This is a genomic window from Chrysiogenia bacterium, from assembly GCA_020434085.1.
Taxonomy (GTDB): domain Bacteria; phylum JAGRBM01; class JAGRBM01; order JAGRBM01; family JAGRBM01; genus JAGRBM01.
This window is the reverse complement of sequence record JAGRBM010000194.1, coordinates 1-3,725: the sequence shown is the minus strand read 5'-3', so window position 1 is coordinate 3,725 and position 3,725 is coordinate 1. Positions and strand designations below refer to the sequence as shown.

General features: G+C 64.3%; 3 protein-coding genes. 1 reads left to right on the top strand and 2 read right to left on the bottom strand.

Annotated features, from left to right (window positions below; all coding sequences use genetic code 11):
• Window positions 1-341, bottom strand: a 341-nt coding sequence (locus KDH09_06450; GenBank protein MCB0219320.1) for a hypothetical protein, incomplete at its 3' end; no start/stop codon positions are given.
• Window positions 342-556: 215 nt separating this feature from the next.
• Here KDH09_06450 and KDH09_06445 point away from each other — a divergent pair.
• The gene (locus tag KDH09_06445; GenBank protein ID MCB0219319.1) at window positions 557-2,764 is read left to right on the top strand and encodes a hypothetical protein; all 2,208 of its coding nucleotides are present in this window, start codon (window positions 557-559) and stop codon (window positions 2,762-2,764) included.
• Window positions 2,765-2,931: 167 nt separating this feature from the next.
• On the opposite strand, the gene KDH09_06440 is transcribed toward KDH09_06445, so the two are convergent.
• A partial coding sequence (locus tag KDH09_06440; GenBank protein MCB0219318.1) for an MMPL family transporter occupies window positions 2,932-3,725 on the bottom strand: 794 nt, incomplete at its 5' end.

Genomic DNA, 3,725 nt, shown 5'->3' with positions numbered 1-3,725 from the left:
TCGCGACTCGTTTCATTGCTTTCTGGCGGGCACTCCCAAGCCACGGGAGGTCGGAGCTCGACATCTTTCAGGTTCGGGAACCAGCAAGCACGCGACACTTCTTTCAACGTCTGACCAAGCCCAGGCTCTTCGTCGCTACTAAAGGGCACCACCGCAAACACAACGGGATATGCAATCAGATAACAGCTCGTAGTAGCCACAACTACGAGCAAGATTTCTCCGCCCGCGCCGCCGCCGACCGAAGGAACGGGCGCGGCACTGTTTGCCCGGGAGGTGGCAGGTGAACCAACAGCCCCCATCGCAACCAGCAAACACACTGCCAACACGCGAATCAGTTTCATCGACCAGTCCCCCGATTGCTTCGGATAACCTTCACCCTACGAAAGCACCAACGCCTCTCCGCGTGAGCACTGTCACCAAAGTTCCCTACTGATCGGGCAGTTGGGTCGATTTTTCTTGTTTCCGTTTCAGGTCGCTCCAATGGGGTATTTCCCGCGTGATTTTGCCCCCTTAACCCCGCCCCCGCGCTCGGATAGAATCCCCGGCTACCGTGGGTATGCAGAACAAAGCACTCATTGCCGAGCCCAACCAGCGGCTGGCGCAGCGGATCGGGAAAGAACTCGAGGCCATCGGCCTCGCGGTCGATTACGTGCGCGACGGGGCGAGCGCTTTGAAGCAGCTCAGCGCCGGGGGATACCGGCTGCTGCTGACCAATCTCATCCTGCCCCAGCTCTCGGGGGCCGAACTCGTGCGGCGCCTTCGCGCCGGGGCGGCCACGGCGGACCTGCCGATCTGCCTGATGAGCCCGCCGGTAAAAGACCCGGCCATGGTCGACAAGCTCTGCGCCGACCAGAAGCTCGGGCCCTACTTCAAGATGCCCTTCAACTTCACCTTCTTCCGCCAGGCCGCGCAGGGATACCTTGGCGGAAACGGAACGCGAGTCTCCGCAGTGGACCAGCATCAGATGGCCGCCCAGGCCGCTGCCCAGCCTGCAGCACCGTCACCTGCAGCGCCCGCGCAACCCGCACCGGCGGCGCCTGCACAGCCGGCCGCAAAGCCCGCGGCGCCAGCCGCCCCGGCGCCGCCGCCCAAACCCAAAGCCATCGAGCTGCAGTGGGGCCCCGACCAGAACCTGCGCAGCTTCGACCAGCTCCTGCTTCGCGTGCGCGACAAGGGCTTTACCGGCGCCGGGCGCATCCAGGGCGCAGGCGCGCTCAAGATGGTGCTTTTCTCGAAAGGCTACCCCATCGAGGCGACGCCGCTGCATCCGCCCCGCCCGTTTCACGATCATGTGCGCGACGCGCGTGCGCTCAAGCCACCCGAGATGGAAGCACTCACCCAGCGGGTCAAAGAACCCGGCGACGAGATTCTTCTTGTGCAGATGGGCGCGCTCCAGCTGGGCGAGTTCCTCATCGAGCGGCGCGACTATGCCGCGGCCGAGCTGGCGCAGTGCTTTGGCTGGAGCAAGGGGCAGGTGCATCTTGAGCCCGCTGCTGCCGACGGCGCCGCCGCCGCGCTGGGCAAGCTGCTCGGACTGCCCACGCTGATCGCGACCTTCGCCGAAGGCAGCAAGCAGTTCGCCAGGACCGACGAAGAGGCGCAGGCGCTCGCGGCGAAGATGGCACCCCACCACTTCGTGCGCACGGATGCGTTCTACAGCTACGCCCACCTCATCCCCTACGACGAAAAGACCCAGCCCATCCTCGAAAAGGTGGGCGGCGAAAAGCCGCTGGGCATGTTGCTGGAGACGATCAGTGACCCCACCGAGCGCGCGGCGGCCGTGCGGCTCATGCGCATGCTGATGGTGCTGGGGATGGTGCGCCTCTCCAGCACCCCGGCCCCCGATGCCGAGCCGCCCTTTCCCTTTCGGCCCTTCTGGAAACCTGCCGCGCCGACCCTGCCCGGCCAGGCCGAACAGCCCGGCGCCCCCGCGGCAAAGGGCGAGAGCCTCGAAGTCATGGACCTCGGACTCGACCTCGAAGAGGACCTGGGCGATTTCGTCGACAACCTGCGCGAGGAAGAACCCGCCGCCCAGCCCCGGCAGCAGGAAATGGGCGGCGAGACCCGCAAGCTCGAAGACGAGCTCATCGACGAACTCGAGCGTGTGAAAAAGGCGAACTACTACAAGATCTTCGGCTCGCAGAAGAACCGCTTCAAGTTCCAGGACGTCAAAAAGAAATACTTCGAGCTGCAGGGACGCTTCTCCCCCGACAAGTTCGTGATGAGCTCCGGCGAGATGATGAGCAAGTGCGAGGAATATCTCGAGATCATCGGCAAGGCCTTCGAGACGCTCTCGGACGTGCCCAAGAAGACCGCCTACGACCAGCAGCTCGCCAAGCAGCGCATCATCACCGAGGACCGCAAGAGCGGCGGCGGGATGCAGGCGAGCATCGCCTTCGAGGGCGGCCGCGCGCTCATCGCCGAGGGAGATTTCGCCGCGGCCGAGACGGAGATCCGCAAGGCCATGGCGCTCGCGCCCGGCCACCTTGAGCACGAGGCCTACCTGGCCTGGGCCACCTACAAGAATCCGACCAACAAGGCAGAGATGAGCACCCAGGTGCGCGCGCGCCAGATGCTCGACCGCGCGCTGGTGAAGAATCCGCGTCTTGGAATCGCCTACGCCTTCCGCGCCAGCATCTTCATGGACCAGGGCAAACTCGACCTGGCCTCGAATGACCTCGACAAGGCGCTTAAATTCGATCCCCAGTGCCTGCATGCCAAGCAGGAACAGCGGCGGCTCGAGGGATTGCAGCAGAAGCGGTAGGGGCTTGGCTACAGCCCTCTCTCCCCCTTCGGGGAAGATGGCCGCAGGCCAGAGGGGGCGCTGCGTAGCGGCGCAATGTCCGTTGCCGGATTTGCGCGCAGCCGTGGACACCCCCTCAGTCCGGCCTTGCCGGACAGCTCCCCCGGCACGGGGGAGCGGGGATTGGGTCAGGAATTTCTCTTCCGTTCCATCAAAACCAGCACCGCCGGTTTGAGCAGCAGGGCCGAGCTCAGGCAGGTGATCTCGCCGATGACCGCCATGAGCCCGAAGCTCACCATGGCCGGTGTGCGCGAGAGCATCATCACGCCGTAGCCGATGATCGTGGTGAGCGAGCACAGCAGCACCGCGCCGCCGGTGCGGGTGACCGCGTCGGCAATCGAACGGCGGCCGTCCAGCTCGTAGCGCTTGTAGACGTTGATGTGATAGTCCACGCCGATCCCCACGGTGATGGGGATGGCGATAAAGTTGAAGAAGTTCACCTTGATGTCGAGCAGCCCCATCGCCCCGCCCAGCAGCAACAACCCGTAGGTCAGAAACAGCATGATGAAGGCCGTGCTTTTGACGCTCCGGAAGTTCAGGAAAATCGCCACGATCACGCCCAGGTAGCAGACGATCGTCGTGAGCGGCCCGTCGCGCACGATGGCCTTGAGCATGTCGGCGAAGATCACCGGCGCGCCCGAGCTCCAGACCGTCGTGCCGTCTTCGAGATCGGCGCGGCGCACCTCATCGGCGACCTTGAGCAGATCGCGCCCGTCGTTCATGCGCAGCTCGGGTTTTGGATAGACCAGCACCACGCGGCCGAGGGTGCCGTCCTTTTCCTTGAGCTTGAGAAGCTGCTTTTCGGGGACGCGCTCGCAGTCTTCAGCCGAAGTGTCCTGCGCACTGCCATTCACCGCAAACTGGCCCTCGCAGATGGGTTTGAGGTTGAGGGTCTCGCGGATCTCTTCGATCTTCTCGCGCT

Excerpts from the sequence above, each read along its gene's own strand:
- KDH09_06445 (MCB0219319.1), top strand. The coding sequence starts at position 557 with ATGCAGAACAAAGCACTCATTGCCGAGCCCAACCAGCGGCTGGCGCAG.